The 1,705-nt window shown below is 62.1% G+C and carries 1 protein-coding gene; it reads right to left on the bottom strand.

Annotated features, from left to right (window positions below):
• Window positions 1–20: 20 nt before the first annotated feature.
• The gene (locus tag BJEO58_RS14725) at window positions 21–1,595 is read right to left on the bottom strand and encodes an IS1634 family transposase (protein ID WP_101590200.1); all 1,575 of its coding nucleotides are present in this window, start codon (window positions 1,593–1,595) and stop codon (window positions 21–23) included.
• Window positions 1,596–1,705 lie beyond the last annotated feature (110 nt).

Here is a 1,705-nt window from a genome sequence, read left to right as displayed (position 1 = left end):
CCTGAGTTGCACAGGTTTAGTTACCACGACGGATCTGCACGAGTAGCCTGCTCAAGTTCGGCGATGAGGTTGGCGGCGTCAGCCGGCACGGCCGGCGGGAACGCGATCTCATGACCACCAAGAACACCGATGAACTCGCGCAGCGGCCGCAGCGTCGTCACGATCTTCTTCAACGACGCCCCCGTCGTTTGCTGCATGAACCTCGTGACGGCCAATGCGGCGAAGACCATCGTCAGGTGCGCCTCGATCGAATCACGCTTGCGGTGAAAGATCGGTCTGGCACGCAGGTCGGTCTTCGACATCCGGAAAGACTGCTCGACGTGCCACAGCTCGTGATACGACCCCACGACTTCGAGCGCTGGCATGATGTCAGCCTCGATGTTCGACACGTAGCCCTTCCACCCGGACATCTTCATCGCTTGGTCATACCGCGCCTCATCGAACGTCTTCTTCGCCCCAGTGGTCTTCACGAACCGCGCGTTCTTCTGCGACTTCACCCCTTCGATGACTTCCAGGGCGCGATTGCGCTGCAGGTTCAGCGTCTGTTCGTCCCGCAGCGCTCTCTTGCGTCGGTATTGCCACACTGCACGCCACGCATCCGGATACTCCGCAGGTGTCCATACCGGTTCGGCCCGCCGATCGGTCCGCTGCGGATCGAGCTTCTTCACCCCGCGCGGGGTGAGCGTGTCGACTGTATGGCCATCCTCGGCGTAGTCACCGTTCCAGCGGAAATGCGTGGCCAGATCGATCGGTGCTTTCGTCAGCCTGGAGCCGACGATGAATCGGAGCCCGGCGGCGTCGATGGCTTTGAGATTCTCGACGGATAGCATCCCGGCGTCCCCGACGATGACCATGTCGCTGATGCCGTGGCGGGCTTGGAACTGCTGGATGACGGGCAGGATCGTGTGGGTCTCTGCCTTGTTGCCTTCATAGCAGGCGATCTCCAGCGGGAACCCGGATCGATCGACGAGCAGACCCACGACGATCTGGGGATCGACCCGGCGTTCCTTCGAATAGCCGACACGGCGCAGCTCGTCTTCATGCTCGGCTTCGAAGTACAGAGTCGTCACATCGTAGAGACACAGCGATACCCCAGTCGTGGCAACGCTGTGGGTGAAGCACAGGCTCGCGATCCGGGACCGGTAGTGATGCTCATGAGCACGCGCGAGTGCGTTCGTGAGTGTGTTGCGGTGGTAGGCATCGACGCCGAGTTCCTCGAGCACGCGCACGCTGTCGCTGGTCGAGGTCGCTTCGACCAGCCGGGCGAGGACGAGTTGGAAGAACGCCTCATCCTGTAGAGCGTCCGCGAACCCGAGTCGGCGGTAGACGCTTGTGAGCGCATCGACGAGCAGCCCTGCGCGGCTGGATTTCGCGACGCGTTCCCCTGTTGCTGCCGGTGGTCCGGTATCGAGTGGGAGGACCCCTTGATCGGGGTGGAGCTTCTCCTGACCGACTGACATCAGTGCAGCCAGTTCGGCGTCGGTGTGAGCCGAGCCGAGGTGTTCAAGAATGCGGTACGCACCGTCGGACTTGTCCGCGATCTGCACAGCAGTCGCCCCCGACGCGGTCTTCACCTTGCGCAGAAACGGGGCCATCCACCCAGTCTACGAGCCGCATTAGTTACCAAAAACCACGGCACCCGGACCTGTCACCAGCGTCGATGATCGCGCAAAGCTCAAAATCGCCCCGACCTGTGCAACTCAGG

The organism is Brevibacterium jeotgali (assembly GCF_900169175.1).
GTDB lineage: Bacteria > Actinomycetota > Actinomycetes > Actinomycetales > Brevibacteriaceae > Brevibacterium > Brevibacterium jeotgali.
The sequence above is the reverse complement of the archived record's forward strand: the minus strand, read 5'-3'. Positions and strand labels throughout refer to the sequence as shown.